Here is a 16,684-nt window from a genome sequence, read left to right as displayed (position 1 = left end):
CGGAGATCACCTGCACCCAGGCATCATCAACGACCGTCCTCACCGGACAGACATCGGGGTTACGAGACGTCCCTTAGTCGCGTCATTCTGGGACTCCAATCCCGGACAGGTGGCCAAGGCGATCGACATCGAGGAGAAACACATCGAGAAGCTGTTCGACTGGATCGCCGACAAGGACCTGGTCGGAGAGTTGCTCACCGTGCAGACCATCGACCTGCCGGACACGCTCTCGGTGGAGTTCCGCAAGCCGGGCACCGGGTATGAGCCGATTGAGCAACTAGCCCACGGGGAGAAGTGCACGGCGATCCTCATCATCGCGATGGCCGACGGTGCCGAACCGCTGATCATCGACCAGCCCGAGGACGCCCTGCACGCACCGTGGATCGAGGAACACCTGGTCGACCGCCTACGCTGCCTGCGCGGCAGTCGCCAGTACATCTTCGCGACCCGCAGCCCCGGGCTCGTAGTCTCAGCCGACGCAGACATGATCATCACCCTGACCTCGGACGCAACTCGCGGCCGGGTCGAGGCCAGCGGCTCCCTCGAACGGCACGACATGAACAAGCTGACTCTTTACCACCTCGAAGGAGGCGCCGAGCCATTCAAGCGGCGCACCATGAAGCTTGCTCCATCCATGACCTGAACAGGTCGAACGCCGCCCATGCCCGGCCGCCGACAACCGTGACGGCCGGGCTGACGGCGATGGATTTGTGTGTTGACCCCGAAAGCCCAACCAGATCCGTAGCTGGGGCCGGCTGGCATATTTTCCGCGCCGCGACGCCCCGGTCAGCGTCATGGTGCGCCCATCGCATAGCCGAGATTGCGCCGGGAGTACACGTCGATGGCGGTGGCCAGGTACAGCTCCCATCGCTGGCGCGAATCTCGGTCATGTTCTCCTACCCCCAGCCCACGTCCGGCGCTGGCGTACGGAGCATCCGCCTGATCAGGTCCACGCGGCCACTTCCCTGCCGGTTCAGGACGCGTCTGTCCTTGATCCCGGCCACCAGCCCTCGTTCGACCATCAGCTGCGCGACCGTCTTGTGTCGGGGAGCTGCGATCTGCTGGAGCAGCTTGAGGCCACTGGGTCGTAGTTGAAGCCTCCGCACGCCTACCTAATATCGTCCCGATCATCCTCTATAAGATCGCCAAGGCTGCCGATGACACCATCGCGCAAGTGCTCTTTGAGGAGCCGAACTCCCTTGTTCATCAGGATCTCTACGGCGCGATACGGCTCCTCCTGAACCTCGGAGGCGGGATAGTAGATCCGGACTGTACCGGCCATGAGACCTCCGGTATCGAGGCCAGGGCTGTCGTAGTTGCTACCGCCGCGGGTGCCAGGGTCGCGGGTGAGATCGGCTCCCTGCTGGACGGCGTATGCAAAGCCGAGGCGGATCAGGTCCATCTGCTCGGTGATGCCGAGCACCTGCCGCAGGTCATTGACGATCTGGGTTGCTTCGACCGTCAGAGCAATGTTCTTGAGGTCGGCCATTAGATCGTCCTCCGGAGCTGAACGCGAGTGTGTTTGGAGGTAATGCGCTCCAGCTCGTACTCGGCCACAAGGTTGGGACCGAGGGCCTTAAGCGCTTCGGTGCGGTCAAACTCGCCGTCGAACGACAGCAGGACCACTTGGCGGGCCATCCGCGGGAGCGCCGCCACGACCCGCGCCGTGTTGTGGGTGTCGAGTCGACCGAAGGGGTAGTCCATGACTACCGGGCCGCGGACGGCAGCACTGTCCTGAAGAGCCGCAATGAGCGCGAGAGCAACGAGGTGCTCGTAGCCGGCGGACCGTCGAACGACCTCGCCATCTGAGTCAATGATTTCTAGCCCATAGCGGTCGGTGATTCGCAGTCCGACGTAGTCGGCCTCCGAGGCCAGCTGCCTAAAAATTTCAGAGGCGCGTGCCTCCACCCGCCTCCGCAGCTTCGCCCGGTACGCGTCGATCGAGCTAGCGAACAGCTGCATCAGTGCCTGTGAGATTTGCTCCTTGAGCGCAATGCTTGGATCAGGCTGGACCTGCTCTTTGCGCAGTCGCCGCTTCAGCTCTTCGATGACGAGCGACTGTTCATGGAGCTCTCTGTCGCAGGCTTGCAAACGTTCACGTTCGCGGTTGAGCTGGGTCTGGCGCTCAACGCGCTTGCCCGTGAGGTCGCGAAGTGCGGTCTCGGAGCCGAGTTCGGCCAGTTCCTGTTCCAGACCGGTGATGTCTTCACGGACTTCTTGCTGCTCAAACCGGACGGACCGCAGGGCTTTGTCCCGCTCGGCTACCAGCCGGGCGTCCTCGCTGGCAAGTGTCTGCAAAACCTTGCGTCGGCTGCGCGCCTCTGCCAGCCGCGCCTCGATCGCTTCATGGTGAGCAGCGGAAGCAGCCGCCTTCAGCTCAGCCGTGAGCTGGCTTCGAAGCTCCTCCGGCAGATCACGGTGGCAGACGGGGCAGTCAGTCTCGACGTGTAGGTGGGCGAGGTCGCGGACGGCGGCGGAGGCCGCAAGGAGATCAGCCTCGGCGGCTTCGACCTCGGCTTCTACGGCCGGCAGCCGCTGGGCAGCCGAGCGAGAGAGCACCGCCTTCCAAAGGGCGGGGGTCAGCTCTTCGAGTGCGGCAATGGCTTCCTGCTCGCGAAGCTGCAAGGCGGTCTGCCGCTGTCGCAGGTTGTCGAGGGCGCCGAGGATGCGCTCTGACTTCTCCTGTTCGCGCAGCTGGAGCTCGAGATCTGCAATCTTGCCTTGGATCTCATCGATCTGCGCCAGGATCTCGTCGCGGGCCTGCTGCTGGCGTGCGGCGATGTCTTGGGCTTCCTTGAGAGAGAGCGCCGTGCGCCTGGTCTGGTCCGAAGCGGCGTACTGCTCCGTGAGCTGCCGATCGGCAACCTTGTGCAGATCGGCGACGTCCGTCATGGCGTTGCCGACAATGGGGATGCCGAGTACGCGCTCGATGGACTTCTCAAGGGCCTCGCCCTCCTCACTGTCCTTGTCAAGGAGATTCTCGTACTGGCGCAGGAGCTCACCGTCGAAGAGGAAAAACTGGCTGACGGAGTGAGGCGCGACGATCTGAAGAGTCTTCTCCATGTCGTCCTGCGCCAGTGGGACACCGTCGCGTTCCAGCAGTACCAGCTCGTATGGCTGCTCGCGTTCGTCGTAGCGCCGAGTCAGCCGGTACTGGATCCCATTATGCTCGAAGTCGAGGATGGTCTCGAATGAACCGTAGCCAACCTGCTTCTTTGCTTCCGTATTGGCCAGGTCCCGGGCCTCCTCGGCGCGGCGGCGGCCGAGGATCTCGCCGTAGAGTGCGTAGCGGAAGGCGTTGTGCAGCGTTGTCTTCCCCCGGCCGTTCGGTCCATAAACAATGTAAACGCCTCGGTCACGGGAGAAAACCATGTCTTGCCGGCCGCGGTACGGGCCAAAGTCCCGCACGGTCAGGCGCTGGAGCGTGAGCATTAGTGGCCTGCCCCCGATGCCAGCTGGCGCGCAGTCCACCGGTTGATGATCTGGTCAGTTCGCTTTCGGGCTTCGCTACGGTCCTCTGCGAACTGGTGCTGGACCGTCAGGATTTCGCCGACCAGCTTTGGGTCAAGGCTGGCGAAGTCACGCGCCCGGATCTCTTCGACGGTCGCCAGCAAGTCGGCCGTCTCCTCTGGCGTCTCAGTCACCGGTGGGGTCTCCTTCGTCGTCGTCCACTTCAACGCCTGCGGCCTGCAACTGGTCGATCTCCGCCAGCTGCATGCCCATCGACACCCATTTGTCCTCCAACCTGGAAGTAGCGGCCTGGCCAATTCCCCAGCCCGCGAACTGGAGTGCCCGCGCCAGCTCACCGACCACCAAGGACCACGTCGGGTCCCGTTGGTCGAGGGTGTCGGGTAACACGAGTACGTCGAGTAGCGTAGCGACGGTCTTGTTCGGGGAGCGGCGCAGCACCCGGCCCCGACGCTGGATGAACTCACGGGGGTTCCGGGAGCTCGCCAGGATGAGAGCGTGGGTGGCTGAGGGGATGTCCACCCCCTCATCAAGGCACTTGATGGCCACGACGATGCCACCCGAGACGTCGAACAATCTGAGCGTCGCCTCCGGGTCGCCGCGCATTTGTCGGTGGTACTCCCAGGAACGGATACCCCGGCGGTCGAGTGCCTGACGCACGTCTGCAAGCTGTGACTGGCTATCGCAGTACACCAGCCACTTTTGGTCGGAGCGGTAGTGCCCGGCGATGAGGTCAGCGGCGGCCGGAACCTTGTTCGCCGCGCCCTTAGCAATGCGCGCGCGCTCGATGAGTTTCATGCGGAGCTGGTCAGCAGTGTGGGGCTTCGCAGCGGGAGCCTTCGCTATGGCGTAGCGCCGGCGGATCTCGGTTGTGAGTGTGTCCCAGCGCAGCTGCTCGGCCTCGGTCAGACCGATCCATGAAGGTTCGTACACGTAAGGAGCCAGCACACCATCGTCCAGCGCGTCTTTCAGCGTGTAGCGATGGATGACACCGCCAAAGTAGTCGAAGACCGCCGCCGTTCCGTCGACATCTCCAGCTCGCTCCGGGGTCGCACTGAGCCCCAGCCGCCAGGGAGCGTCGAGCCACTCGAGGATGGTGCGGAATTGCGGGCTGCCGAAGCGGTGCGCCTCGTCGGCGACCACGAGCAGCTTGTGTGCCATCGGGCGGACCTGCGAACGGAAGACCGGGCTGACGGCCGTGTTGGCGACGGCCACAACGGCGTATGGCCGCTCGGCCCGGGAGGATTCGATGGTGCCGCGCAGCACGCCGCCGCGCGACCATTCGTTATGGCCACCACCCGCAAGCACGACTCGAGCACCCAACAGCTGCCGGACTTGGTTCCCCCACTGTTCGAGGAGAAGCTGAGAGGGCACCAGGATGAGCGGCACGAGCCCGGCCGCCAGAGCCCTCTGTGCACAGTAGAGGCCGGTGATGGTCTTGCCCGATCCCGTGGCATGGGCAAGCAAGCCTCTGTGCTCTTCCGCCACCCACTTATCAAAGGCTTTGACTTGGTGCCCTCGCAGCTCGATGCCGCCCACCGCGGGAGACTCGACGGATAGCTCGATGGACTGGTTCTTGCCCAGGAAACGCAGCAGCGCCTCGAGGTCAACGTCGACGGCCAGGCGCTCCAGTTCGTGGCGAATCTCGTCCGGCAGTCCGGCTACTCTGACGCCAGGTACCTGCCCCTGCCACAGCCGTTCGAAGCGTATGACAGCGTTGCGGGCCCGCTGCGCGTCACGGCCGCCCTCCCATGATGGCCAGACGTCAACCGACTCGATGTTGCCGTCGGGGGCGAGGCCGAGGTAGCTCTCGTTGAGCGAGCCTCGGAAGCCCACTACGTCGCCGGCCGCGTCCGCGAACAAGCCAACCTTGTCGTGGAACATACGTTTGTCGGCCTCGGAGACGCTCGTGGCGACCCGAGCAAGCTTGATGTCGAGGCGACCGGAGGCGACGAGGGCGGCAAGCAGCTTGGCCCCGGCGGCGTGGGCTGAGTTCAGCATCTCGGCCAGCTCAGCCTGAAGCGCCTCGACGAGGGCGGTGTTCGTGCGGGCGGCATACCCGAAGATCACACTGTCGGCGTCGGGGCCGCTCAGCCGGGGTGAACAGAGCAGGCGCATCGCTCCGCCGTTCTCGGTAACGAAGACAGCGAGCGCCGGGTGGATGAGGTGGAAGACTGTGGAGCTGAAGAAGCCGGTGATCCGGTCATAGGTCACCGACTCGCGTAGGCAGGGGGCGTAGAAATCACGGGCGATGTCGCTCGTGTCGCTGGTGTACTCGGTCGCCAAGGTCCCGAGGTTCTTGAGCATCAGAAGAGCCCACCACAAAGGGCCTGGTTGCTCAGCCGAATGCGCAGGTGAAGAGCTTCGGCAAGCTGACGAGGCCTGGCGGCGACGATGGATTCAGTCATTGATGGCCGCTTGAGTCGGCGCGTGCCCTGGCTTATGCCCCTCGCCACGGCCTGCCAGATGAGGTTCGGCGGGGCTTGGACATTTTTGGAGTACGGGAAGCCGTCGCCGATGTCGTGCAGGTCGGCGTCCCAGAGGATGAAGACGTTCAAGTCGGGCTGGTATCCAGCGAGGATGGGACGGATGTCGTCGGAGCGGTCGAAGTAGCGGTTTCTCGGCGCGGACTGGTCGTCTCGAGGCACCCCGCAGGTCAGCTGAACCTTGAACGTGCCCTGCTGTCGTTCGGACGGGTGCTGGGTGGCGCCATACAGGTAGATGCGCAGCTTCGAGGGCAGCGGCAGTGCCAGGTCGATCACGAGAGGCTTCGAGCGGAGAGCCTCGTTGGACGGCAGCCGCGCCACGGCCGGGCCGAGCGCGCGTATGAGGACCCGGTGCAGGTAGCTGCTCGTCAGGTTTCGGGTCGGCCGGTACCAGTCCTGAAACTCCTGCTCAGGCATCTCAAGCCATTCGGGCAGTGCTTCGGCCACGTCGCGGTCTCCTCCCCCACACTGAGCTGGAGCCTCGAGCCCCAATGAGAAGAGCGTCTCAGCTGCCACAACAACTTACGTTCTGCAACGGCGGCACCGCATCCCGCAGCGTTCCCACCTCTCAGGGCACAGCGACTAGGTCCACTCCCGCAGATCGCGATCCGCGCCTGACTTCTCAGCGGTCCACACATATAGTGTGAATTGCTCTATTTGATTGACCTGGCCCGCTTGTCGAGCTCACGGGCCGCCAGGCGAGGTCTACGGGATCTTGTCTATGTACCCGGGGGAGGGCCCTCGGCAACGGACAATCACACGGTAAGGTGGCCGCGATGACCAGGCGGAAAGAGGGCAATGCGCGATCTACTTGATCATCTGACGTCCGGTCAGGTCTGCTACCTGACCCGCCTCGGCGCGATGATCAGCGGAGACAGCCTGGAGCTGCTCGCTCAGCTACCTGCAGACAGCGTTGACCTCTTCGTCACGAGCCCCCCCTTCCCTCTGCTACGGCAGAAGGCATACGGCAACGAAGATCAACAGCGGTACGTCGCCTGGCTGACCGAGTTCGCCAAGCTCGCGAAGGACGCCCTCAAACCGACCGGCAGCCTGGTGATCGACATCGGTGGGGCGTACCAGCGGGGCCGGCCGGTCCGATCACTCCACCAATACAGGGCGCTGCTTGCCTTCGTTGACGACGTGGGCTACCGACTAGCGGAGGAGTTCTACTGGTACAACCCCTCGAAGCTGCCGTCGCCCATCGAGTGGGTCAATAAGCGCAAAATCCGAGCAAAGGACGCAGTCAACACGGTGTGGTGGCTGTCCAAGACCGATGAGCCGAAAGCCAACGTCGGCAACGTCCGGGTGCCCTACTCCGAGTCGATGAAGCGCCTCTTGGCCGACCCAGCGCGGTACTACACCCCTAAAGGCCGGCCGTCGGAACACAGCATCGGCGAGGCGTTCGGCCGCGACAACGGAGGTGCGTTGCCCTCCAACCTGCTCGCCATCCCAAACAGCCAGTCCAATGACGCCTACCTGCGAGCCTGCAAGGCCCTCGGGCTCCCCGGCCATCCGGCACGGTTCCCGCTCAAGCTGCCGTCGTTCTTCATTCAAATGTGCACGGAGCCCGGCGACCTCGTGGTGGACTTCTTCGGCGGTTCCAATACCACCGGTCGGGCCGCCGAGGACCTCGATCGACGGTGGTTGACATTTGAGCTGGACCCAGCGTACGCCGCTCAGTCGGCGGTTCGGTTCACCCAAAGCCAAGAGCCGGAGAAAGTACTCAAATTCATCGAGCAGATGACAAAGGGAAAATCACTGGTTGTCGATGCCCCAGCCTGAACGGACCCTCGGCGCGATCCTGCTCAACCCACCTCTTACAGCAGGTGCTGCCACAATGCGCCACCTGCAGGTAGCCGCAGGTGTGCTCGGGTGCGACCGCGTGCAGGTGGCCAACCTGTTCACGCTCCCGACAGCTACTGTCGCGGAGATCAATGAGGTGGGCCGCGGCACTCGCGGTTGGGAGGAAGCCCGCCCGGCGGTCGAACAGGTGCTGATGACATCGCATGCTGTCGTTGCTGGTTGGGGTGTGAGTGGCCTTTACGGCCCGGCCCGCCAACATCGACGAGCCCAGGCTGCATGGGTAATTCAGCAGACCCTGTCAGCGGCTCATTTGGGTGGTCTCTGGACGCTTGGTGGCGAGCCGCGCCACCCGTCACGCTGGCACCAATACGTCAGCGACCGGCACGGGCGCGCCACTGGCACGAACCTCTATGAACGTCTCTTCTCGGTTCTTCGATTCGTGGATCTCATGCCCGCATCTGAACGCCCGGGGCATGGCGGGTCGGGGTTCGACCAGCCCCTACGCGCGGGACCTGTGCTCGACACCCGACTGGATCGCGGTCAGCGGTAGCTGCGACAGCCGGCGCGCCGGGTCAGGAAGCGCAGGGCACGCCGGACCTAATGAGCGCGGCCTTCTGCGCCTCGGGGAGTCGCCACCCAGCCGGGTAAGCCGGATGCGCCTGCACACCCTGATCTTCGCCAGTCCAAGCAAGTGAGTTCCTCGAACGTCGGCGGCTGCTGCCATGCAGCAGGTCGTCATCCAGCACGTGGCATGCTATCGGGCGGTCCCCCTCCAGGATGGCAAGCGGAGGACGGGTCGGGACGGCGGTCTCGTCCCTCGTCACGGCCACCATCCTGCCGTTTGCCGATACCGCTGTGCCAGATCCCGCCGATCGCAGGGCCGGGGCCGCATGTACCAATAATTGCCATTCTTGGTGCCGCAGGCCGGGTTGCGGACTCGGCGCGGTGCGTAGCTCTCACACGCGCACTCAGAGAGGGCTGGACTCACGTCCACCGAGCGGCTCTGGCCGGAGTTCTTGCACGGCTGTTGCAGCGGATTCTAGGGCTTGGGTCAGCTGCCGCAGCTGTGCTGCCAGGTCAGCAAATTCGTCCGGAGTTCCGGGTGCCGCCACTTCATCAAGCAGGGCGGCGAGGTATTGCTGGTGGAGGAGGTGTACTTGGTCACCGGTGAGCCCCCATGTCCGGGCTACTTCGATGAGGGATGCCACCTCGGCACGGCTGAGGACGTGGTCGGCAAGGGCACGGTCGAGCATGTCGAGGTAGGCATCGGCACGGGAGTCGCCAGTGGTTGCGGCGTGTACGCGGGCGGCTACACCGGCGAGACTGATGTGGGGGCTGGTCTTGCGCGTAGCGTTGCCGACGCCAGCCGATGGGCGCGCCAGGGTGGCGGCGTGCCCGGGCGGCGCTGTCCAAGCGAGCGGGAGTTCGAGGGGATGGCAGCCGAGTTCGGCCAGGTCGGTGACGCCGGCTTGCCGGGCGCGGTCCAGGTATTGGTTGAGTAGGTGTGCGGTGGCCATTGCGTCACCGAGCGCGGAGTGCGCTGCTTGTAGGGTGATGCCTTCGGCACGGCAGGAGTCTGTGAGTCGGCGGGTTGCGCCGCGGCCGAACCGGTGGGACATGCTGAGGGTGCAGAGTGCGGGCCATGCCGGTGCGGGGTAGCCGAGGTGGTGGTACTCGGCGTCGAGGAAGCTGAGGTCGTAGCGTGCGTTGTGTGCAACGACGATGGCGCCGCGCAGGAGGTTGGCGAGTTCGCCGGCGATGTCTTTGAAGCGTGGAGCGAGGGCGAGGTCGGCGGCGGTGAGGCCGTGTACGCGGGTGGGTCCTGGGTCTCGGTCGGGGTTGATGAGGGTGGTCCATTGGTGTTCGATCTGCCCTGCGGGAGACAGACGGACGACCGCGACTTCGATGATCCGGTCGCCTCGGTGTGGGGCGAAGCCGGTGGTTTCTAGGTCGACGACAGCGAAGGGGGTCTGCCCGAGCAGAGCCAGTGGCCGCATAACAGGCTGCGTCGCTGATTGGTCAGGTGCGGGGCGGGGTGCAGGCGGTGTGTAGCTGCGATCGTGGTTCCCGGTCCCGCCAGCGAGCATAGAAGCTTGACCGGGGCGAGGCATTGCGGCCATCGACCGCAGCGTGTGCCACGTTGCCGGCACGTCGAGGGCCCGTGCCGCGTAGGCGACGGTGAGCAGCTCGTCCGTGAGGTATTGGTCGTATTTGTCTGCGGTCTTGTTCGGCACCGCCGCGGCGAGTACCAGGGGGTCGGGTGGTGACTCATCGGCGAGGCGCCTGATGACTTCCCAGAGGCCGGCAGGGTCGGTGCCGCGGATGGTCAGTGCGACACCGTCATGGCCCACCTGCAGTCCTTCTCGCGTGAGGGCCACAGCGAGAGTGTTTATGATTCTGTCCCCTCGCCACGGAAACAGGAGGGTGTCGTTGCCCCAGCCGAGGATCGCGTGGCTGTCCAGCGCGTATCTGTTGAAGGCTGCACGTCCTTCTTCGAGGAGTGCTTGTGCCTGGCGGTCGAGGTAGCGCGGCATCTCGGTCGTCGTGTAGATCGTGCGCATGCGTTGTCGGATCGCGTCGGCGACTTCGCCGCCGCTTCCTGAGAAGCTCGGGGGGCGGCCACCACCGGATCTGACCAGGTCGATGACTTTCTGCCGTGCGTCGATCGCGACGATCTTCCAGCGTCGGCCGCTGAAGATCAGCAGCATTCCTGGGGTGATCGGGTTGTCGACAGGCAGCGATCCGATGGTGCGGCCGTCCGCGACGAGGCGGAACTCCTCTGGGGTCGTGAAGGCTGTGTAGAAGCTGTAGTGGTTGACGAGGCGGTCGCCGACGCCGCCGGGCAGCAGAAGTCCTTGCGAGTCTTGTGTGAGCAGGTCCTGCTTGCCCATGCAGCGCAGGAGAGCGATGAAGGTGCTCTTGTCGACGCGTGCGAACGGGCCGTATCCGCACAATGCGTCGTAGAGCTGTTGAGGGTGTGCGCCGCCGCGTTGGGCGATGACCGAGAGGATCTGTTGGGTGAGGGTCGACAGGTGCATGCTCGCGGTGTCCGGTGGCTCGTACCACTTGGCGAGCAGTAGGTCGACCATTGCGACGCTTTGGACGAGCTGGCTGCGCAGCGTGTCGGCGGGGGGTGTGCGATCGGTGAGTTCGGGTTCCGAGACGTACATCCGCAGCACGGCGGGCTGGTCGGCTCGGCGTCCGGAGCGGCCGAGTCGCTGCCGCATTCCAGCGACGCTGGCTGGTGCTCCGATCTGGGCTACCGAGTCCACGGAGCCGATGTCGATTCCCATTTCCAGAGTTGACGTGCAGATCGCGGTGACCGGCGTGGTGCGGTCTTTGAGTCGTGCTTCGACGTGCTCGCGGATTTCTTTCGAGAGGTTGCCGTGGTGCGGGAGGAACTCGCTGGGGACGTTGTTGTTCTTGCAGCGCCGGTCGAGCATGTCGGTGTAGAGCTCGACGGCGCTGCGGGAGTTGGCGAAGACGAGGTTGTCGCTTCCCCGCAGGGTACGGAAGAGGTGGTCGGCGATCCCAGCCTTGTCCCACGATTCTTCCTCGTCGTCGGAGTCAGCGGTGGTGCCGGAGTGAGGTGTGGTGGGCGCCTGACCGGGGGGACGGGGGGCTGCGGCGACGTAGCCGCGAAGCTGAAGCCGTATCTCTCGAGCGTCATCGTCGGACGCGATCACGGTGACGGCGTCGCCGCGGCCTGGCCGGAGGAATTCTGCCGCTGCGGTGAAGTCGCCGAGGGTGGCCGACAAGGCGATCCGCGGGATTCTGCGCCGCAGGACAAGGTCCACCCGATGCAGCAGTGATTGCAGTTGGGCACCGCGTTCGGTGCCGATGAACGCGTGCAGCTCGTCGATGACGACGTGGCTGATATCGCCGAGGATGCGCGCGACCTTGTCCCCGTGGTTGACGAACAGTGACTCCAGCGACTCGGGGGTGATCAGCAGAATTCCGTCGGGCTCGCGCAGAACACGCGACTTGCGCGATCCCGCCACGTCGCCATGCCACCGGTGGACCGGAACGTCGAGCCGTTCGCACAGGTAGGCGAGCCGTTCGTACTGGTCGTTGATCAGCGCCTTGAGCGGCCCGACGTAGAGCGCGCAGACCCCGGCGACGTTGTCGCTCGCTTCCCGCCGAGTTGCCGTGGCCGAGCAGATTGGCAACCAGGCTGCTTCGGTCTTCCCGCTGGCGGTCGCGGCAGCGATGATGACGTCAGTGCCACCCGCGAGGATCGGCCGAGCGGCGCGTTCCTGCGCGTCCCGCAGTTGGTCCCAGCCTTGATCGTGGATCCACCGCTGCACTTTGGGGTGCAGGAGGTGGAATGCCGACGATGGGACGGCAGCGCGTGACGGCTCGGCTGTTGTCGTGGGCTGCCGCTGGGGGTCAGAGGCGGAAGGAAGCAAGTTCGTCGTCATCGGGAGGCAGTTGGCTGGCGGCCACCGTCACGGCCGGCGCGTGGGAGAAGCCGTGGCCTCCGGTGGAGGCGGATTCTCCTCGACGTTCGTCGGTAGGCCGGCCAGTTGGGTCGCTGGCGTCGTCGAGGGGTTCCAGGTCGGGGTCCGTCTCGGCGGCGATGTGGATCGCGCCGATGAGGGAACGCCAGTCCTGTTCGGGGTTCTGTTCGAGGATCGCGAGCAGATCCAGAAAGCCCTTGATGGTGTTACGCGGTGTGCGGAAGTAGGCGTCCCCGATGCGGGACGCGCAGTGGTTCATGTAGGCGTGTAGGGCTTCGTCGGACAGGAGGTAGGCCGCCGGGTCGCCGGCGGCGTAGACGTGGCGCAGCTTGGCCAGCAGGACGTAGAAGTCCTCAGGTGACAGGTTGGCCAGGCGCAGAACGGGGCCGGAGTAGTCGACGAGCCCGGCGGTGGCGTAGGTGTTCTCGGCCAAGCGGGATTGCAGGGCAGCATAGGAGTAGAGGCCGCGACGGGTGTCGAGCAGGAAGTCGGGTGTTCCGCCGAAGAGAAAACCGAGGCCTGACGCAGTTCCTTGCAGGCTGTCGTTCAGGATGCGCAGGATCTGCTCATAGTTGGCGTTGCGGGCTTGGGAGTTCGCCAGCTTGTACAGGTTGACCATCTCGTCGAGGCAGACGAGCAGACCGTCGTAGCCGGCCAGGCGGACGAACCGGGACATCAACTTGAGGTGGTCGTAGAAGGATGCGTCGTCGACGATGGTGCGCACGCCGAGGGCGTTGCGGGCGTCGGTTCGGGTGGAGAACTCACCGCGCAGCCACCTGACGGCGTCGATCTTGAGTTGCTCGTTGCCGGTGTCGTGGCCCTGCCAGTACTTGGCGATGACGTCGGCGAAGTCGTAGCCGCCCGTCAACTCACTGAGCGCGTCGAGGCGGACGCGGATGATCACCTGCGGGTTCTGGCCGGTGTCGCGTGCCTCGGTCAGCGCTTGGGTCACGAACCGTTCGACGACGCTGGCCAGCGCGCCGCCGTCGGGCTTGGCGCGGGTGGCCATGTTGCGCATCAGTTCGGCGTACAGGCTGCGTGCTTGCCCGCCGGTGGCATGCAGCCGGCGGTCGGGTGACAGGTCCGCGTGGACGGTGACCAGACGCTTCTCCAGCGCGATGGAGCGGATCAAATGTAGGAAGAACGTCTTGCCCGAGCCGTACTCACCGATGACGAAACGGCTGCCGGCCCCTCCGTCGGCAATGCGGGTGATGTCGGCGACAAGTGCCTGCACCTCCGCAGCCCGACCCACCTGGACGTGCTGTTGCCCGGCGCGCGGCACCACTCCGGCGCGTAGCGACTGGAGGATCGCGTCGCGCTCGCGGGGCCTGATGCGGGTGCTCTGTCCGGTGGGGGTGGTAACGCTCATCGCAGTAGCTCCTGAAGCGCGTAGTCGTTGATCACGATGTCGTCGTCGCCCTCGGCGACAGGTTCCCCTGCAGTGTCCATGGCGACCTCGTTGAGCAGGTCCAACGCTCCAGCTGGCATCACGCCGTGCCGCTCGGCGAGGTCCTCATACGCCGCGCGGGTCCACCTCGGCTGAGCGGCCAGGGACCGCAGGAGTTCGCTGTGGACCGCGTCCAAGCCGGGAATGAGGGCCTGCGTGGTGGGCTGAGCTGTTGGTTCGCCGTGACGGGCAGCGGGCCTTGGCTGGGGCGCGGGGGCTTCCTCGTCGGTGAAGATGGTCGACAGCAGCGCCGAGACGGCCGCCGTCTCGGCCAGCTTCGCGGCGATGACGTCTTCGTCGAGGACGACACCGGCAGCCCCTGGCGGAACTCGTTGACCGTTGCCCTGGGTAGGTGACCCGTGGGCCGCCGGTGCGGGCGGCAGGGTGTATCCCGCCGGGGCGGGCCCTGCGGGGCGCACGACGACGGGCCCTGCGGCTGGGGGTGGGGTCGCCGCGGGAGCGGCGGGACCGGTGACCTGTTGGTGAAGGCGGCCGTAGATGAGGTTCGGGTCAAGGCCGAGGAGCTTGTAGATCTTCGTGAGGCTCGTGACCTCCTCCGGCGAGATGACTCCGTCGGCGGCGGCAACCGTGATCAAAAAGTCGCCGATGGTCTCACGTTGGTCGGCCCGGAGCAGATCGAGGCGTTTCTTCAGCCCGGTGAGCTTGACGCCGGTGACGGCAAGCCACCGTAGGTGCGCCTGCAGGCGGGTTCTTTCGGGAGCTGTCAGATGCAGCGCGGCTTGGAGGTGGGCTGTCAGGTGATGCTGCTCGTGGTCGCTGATGGTGCCGTCCGAAGCGCTGACCGCGACCGCGAGGTGCAGCAGGGTGGCTGCGGCGGTGTAGGCGGGCGTTGCGGTATGCGGGGCGTCGGCGGTAGTGCGAAACAGGACGGCAGGACCGGTAGACAGTGTTGATCCACCGAGGCGGACGTCCGGTTCCACACCGACGCCGACACGCCCGAGGAGTTGGGCGAGGGACACCGCCTCAGCCTTGGTCATCTTCTCGGGCTGAGCGGTTGGCCAGAAGGCGATGAGTTCCGCCGCGTCGACGACGACGTGGGTCTCATCTGCCAGGCGAGCGTCGCACCAGGCGCGCAGGGCGCCGACCTGCCCTGCCTGTTGGTCGAGCAGCTCGGGAGGCAGCACTGCGGCTGCGGCGAGCGATCCACGACCATCCGGGTTACGGCCAAGCCATCGGCTGTAGGCGTCCAGGTCGTCGGTGACGGCATCGACAAGTTCGGTCAGCTTGCGCGCCGGTCCGGCCAGTTCGACGACGTCAGGCAGATCGAGCCGCACGTTGGCGCTGGCGATACCCGCACTGGCCGCACGGTAGGTCACCTCGATTCGTGCCTTGCCCGGCCTGACACGGAAGCCGTCCTTGAACCGCTGCGTGTACCGCCTGGCGAACAGATGGTCGAACTCTTCCGGACAACGGGTCTGCGGCGTGCGTGGGTACAGCGACGGCAAATACCACGCCCAGGCACGGGCCCACGCGGCTGGCACTGGAGTGCCGCTGGCGGCGAATTCACCCAACGCGAGTCGTAGCTGCATCGGGATGGGCCACCGGTCAGACGCAAGCGCTGGTGGTTGTCCTTCACTGGCGTCGGACTCAGCCGCGCCGATCAACTCGAGAACGTCGAGAAATCTGCTGGCGTAGGAGCGGAACGAGCTGTTGGCACCATAGATGTCAAGGAGCCGACGGACCTCGGCGGCGATCGCCGGCATCTCCCGCCGCAGCGCCCGGTCGTTCGGCATGTCGACCAGAACGCGCCGCTCAAGGCCGTAGAAGAAGAGGAAGACGTAACCGATGGGCGCGGCGCCGTAGCGGCGCCCGTCGGCCAGCCACGTCAGGTATGCGGCCCTGCTGCTCGCAGGGAGCGTGTCGTACGACGGCCAGTAGTCCAGCCCGCTCCCGCCCCAGTCTGGCCGATTCCTGTCGATCCGAAGCGTCGGGTCAATGAGCGCAGGCTCGGTCCGACCATTGGGAGCTGTCAGATGCTTGCCGACATAGAGAAGACCTCCCGGGATCGGGTACCCGGCGACGGTCGTCGGCTGCCCGGCTGGAACCCAGATCGTCTGTTGGCTCGCAGCCGGGACCGGCGGAGCTACCTGCCTGGGTGCCGTCGCGTGGGGCCATGCGGGCGCAGGCTGCCCCGCTACCACACCAGTGGCTGGGCCTGGTCCCTGATGCTGCGGTGCGCTACGTCGGAACCTGTCGAAGAAACCCACACAACCCCCACTACCCATGACCGGCGACGCTTGTCGCCATGCCAGTCAGGCGTCCCACCGCCTGCTCCTGGACCCGCCAAACCTCGCACATGTCCGCCACATCCCGGGTGCGAGCGAATGGAGCGGACCAAAGCCTAGGTTGTGACCCATCGTGGCGAGGACCGTACTTTCGGTCGGAAAGCGGCACTGATGGATCAGGGACCGTGGTTCTGATGTCCGCCCAGGACAGTCGGCCCCGGACACCGCAACGCTGGCCGTCGCCCGATCAATGACTGGATGGGCGATCGAGGGTCGGCAGGGGTGGCAATCGTTGATCCTGACGTCACCTCGCACTATGCCGCCTCCGGCAGAGAGGCGGGCCGGGGTGACCGCCGCCGGAATGGGGACGCCGGTGGCCGCGCGCGTGAGGTGGTGAACCAGCCGCGAAACGCCGACGACCGGGGTGCGACCACGGCGGCGTGTCCATGCGCTCGTCGGGTCGTGGCTGGGGTGGCGGCTGGCCGCGCTGGGCGGGCCAGGTCCATGGCTCGGCGGGCGGTGCGGACAGCGGCGCACATGCCTCGCTGGCCGGCGCACTGTAGGTTGCGGCAGTTGCCGCAGTTGTCGGGCTGGTGTGCGCCGATGACATCGAGGGCGAGCCGCCACAGGAGCGGGTCGGTCACATCGTCGGGGGCCACAACGAGCCGGCTGAGGCGTTCACGAGGCATGGCGGAACCCTTCGTCGATAAGTCATGTCGTCCGCCATCCAGAAGCGGGCGGACAGGACACGATCGACGCTCGCCTTTGGCAGAA

Annotated in this window: 11 protein-coding genes; 3 read left to right on the top strand and 8 right to left on the bottom strand. The window is 65.6% G+C overall.

Going from position 1 to position 16,684, the window contains the following annotated elements:
- The coding region (locus tag AC1WTP_RS30625; RefSeq protein WP_481652711.1) for an ATP-binding protein at window positions 1-643 on the top strand (643 nt) is incomplete at its 5' end.
- Between the two features lie 465 nt (window positions 644-1,108).
- Here the strand turns inward: AC1WTP_RS30625 and AC1WTP_RS30620 are convergent.
- From AC1WTP_RS30620 to AC1WTP_RS30600, 5 genes are read right to left on the bottom strand one after another with little or no spacing between them, the layout of a single operon-like run.
- Entirely contained in the window at window positions 1,109-1,489 is a 381-nt protein-coding gene (locus AC1WTP_RS30620; RefSeq protein WP_481652710.1) for a hypothetical protein, read from the bottom strand.
- On the bottom strand, window positions 1,489-3,432 hold the full coding sequence (locus AC1WTP_RS30615) for an AAA family ATPase (RefSeq protein WP_481652709.1): 1,944 nt from the start codon (window positions 3,430-3,432) through the stop codon (window positions 1,489-1,491). Before AC1WTP_RS30615 ends, AC1WTP_RS30620 begins: the two co-directional genes overlap by 1 nt.
- Complete coding sequence (locus AC1WTP_RS30610; RefSeq protein ID WP_481652708.1) at window positions 3,432-3,644, bottom strand: hypothetical protein; 213 nt, start codon at window positions 3,642-3,644, stop codon at window positions 3,432-3,434. The genes AC1WTP_RS30615 and AC1WTP_RS30610 overlap by 1 nt, the downstream gene beginning before the upstream one ends.
- On the bottom strand, window positions 3,637-5,775 hold the full coding sequence (locus AC1WTP_RS30605; protein ID WP_481652707.1) for a DEAD/DEAH box helicase family protein: 2,139 nt from the start codon (window positions 5,773-5,775) through the stop codon (window positions 3,637-3,639). Before AC1WTP_RS30605 ends, AC1WTP_RS30610 begins: the two co-directional genes overlap by 8 nt.
- Window positions 5,775-6,401 carry a hypothetical protein gene (locus tag AC1WTP_RS30600; RefSeq protein WP_481652706.1) on the bottom strand — a complete coding sequence of 209 codons (627 nt, stop codon included), beginning with the start codon at window positions 6,399-6,401 and terminating at the stop codon, window positions 5,775-5,777. Before AC1WTP_RS30600 ends, AC1WTP_RS30605 begins: the two co-directional genes overlap by 1 nt.
- Window positions 6,402-6,752: 351 nt before the next feature.
- Between AC1WTP_RS30600 and AC1WTP_RS30595 the strand changes: the two genes are divergently transcribed.
- The gene (locus AC1WTP_RS30595; RefSeq protein WP_481652705.1) at window positions 6,753-7,736 is read left to right on the top strand and encodes a DNA-methyltransferase; all 984 of its coding nucleotides are present in this window, start codon (window positions 6,753-6,755) and stop codon (window positions 7,734-7,736) included.
- On the top strand, window positions 7,723-8,307 hold the full coding sequence (locus AC1WTP_RS30590) for a DUF1643 domain-containing protein (RefSeq protein WP_481652712.1): 585 nt from the start codon (window positions 7,723-7,725) through the stop codon (window positions 8,305-8,307). The genes AC1WTP_RS30595 and AC1WTP_RS30590 overlap by 14 nt, the downstream gene beginning before the upstream one ends.
- A 418-nt stretch (window positions 8,308-8,725) precedes the next feature.
- Here the strand turns inward: AC1WTP_RS30590 and AC1WTP_RS30585 are convergent, their stop codons facing one another.
- The 3 genes from AC1WTP_RS30585 to AC1WTP_RS30575 form a co-directional block, all read right to left on the bottom strand.
- Window positions 8,726-12,064 carry a DEAD/DEAH box helicase gene (locus tag AC1WTP_RS30585; protein ID WP_481652704.1) on the bottom strand — a complete coding sequence of 1,113 codons (3,339 nt, stop codon included), beginning with the start codon at window positions 12,062-12,064 and terminating at the stop codon, window positions 8,726-8,728.
- An 82-nt stretch (window positions 12,065-12,146) separates the two neighbouring features.
- Window positions 12,147-13,586, bottom strand: a complete 1,440-nt coding sequence (locus AC1WTP_RS30580) for an ATP-binding protein (RefSeq protein ID WP_481652703.1) — start codon at window positions 13,584-13,586, stop codon at window positions 12,147-12,149.
- On the bottom strand, window positions 13,583-15,892 hold the full coding sequence (locus AC1WTP_RS30575) for a TerB N-terminal domain-containing protein (protein WP_481652702.1): 2,310 nt from the start codon (window positions 15,890-15,892) through the stop codon (window positions 13,583-13,585). Before AC1WTP_RS30575 ends, AC1WTP_RS30580 begins: the two co-directional genes overlap by 4 nt.
- Window positions 15,893-16,684 lie beyond the last annotated feature (792 nt).

It is taken from the genome of Micromonospora sp. R311 (assembly GCF_056780015.1).
The sequence above is the reverse complement of the archived record's forward strand: the minus strand, read 5'-3'. Positions and strand labels throughout refer to the sequence as shown.

What these genes read in the sequence shown, in the direction of transcription:
- AC1WTP_RS30620 (WP_481652710.1), bottom strand. Translation starts at nt 1,489, where the DNA reads ATGGCCGACCTCAAGAACATTGCTCTGACGGTCGAAGCAACCCAGATC.
- AC1WTP_RS30615 (WP_481652709.1), bottom strand. Translation starts at nt 3,432, where the DNA reads ATGCTCACGCTCCAGCGCCTGACCGTGCGGGACTTTGGCCCGTACCGC.
- AC1WTP_RS30605 (WP_481652707.1), bottom strand. Translation starts at nt 5,775, where the DNA reads ATGCTCAAGAACCTCGGGACCTTGGCGACCGAGTACACCAGCGACACG.
- AC1WTP_RS30595 (WP_481652705.1), top strand. Translation starts at nt 6,753, where the DNA reads ATGCGCGATCTACTTGATCATCTGACGTCCGGTCAGGTCTGCTACCTG.
- AC1WTP_RS30590 (WP_481652712.1), top strand. Translation starts at nt 7,723, where the DNA reads ATGCCCCAGCCTGAACGGACCCTCGGCGCGATCCTGCTCAACCCACCT.
- AC1WTP_RS30580 (WP_481652703.1), bottom strand. Translation starts at nt 13,586, where the DNA reads ATGAGCGTTACCACCCCCACCGGACAGAGCACCCGCATCAGGCCCCGC.